This is a genomic window from Pseudomonas sp. AC463 (assembly GCF_979253585.1).
Genome location: NZ_CEEDDZ010000372.1, coordinates 1 through 313, shown reverse-complemented (window position 1 = coordinate 313; position 313 = coordinate 1). Strand labels below are relative to the sequence as shown.

Sequence of the window (313 nt, the reverse complement as noted above, 5' to 3'; positions counted from 1 at the left end):
CTCCTGCCGCCGACGGCGACCATCGAGCAGTGCCGTGCGACCGGACTGCCCGACAACCTTTATGGCAGCCAGACGCTGAATTGCCCGGATCAGTCCTGCACGATCCGCAACGGCGGGTTCGGACTGACGCCGGAGACGGCCTATACCACGACGTTCGGCGTGGTGGTGCGACCCCGCTTTTTGCCGGGGCTGAGCCTGTCGGTCGACCGGGTCATCGTCAACCTGAGGGACTCCATCAACTTCTTCTCGGCGGCCAGCTTCCTGAACGGATGCCTGGAATTCCGGATCGACTATTACTGCCGCGGGGTGGTCC

General features: G+C 64.2%; 1 protein-coding gene. It reads left to right on the top strand.

The features are described 5' to 3' along the window. Positions 1-313 (top strand): hypothetical protein (locus AC0IYH_RS30585; RefSeq protein WP_471837911.1); only part of this gene is annotated, 313 nt, incomplete at both ends.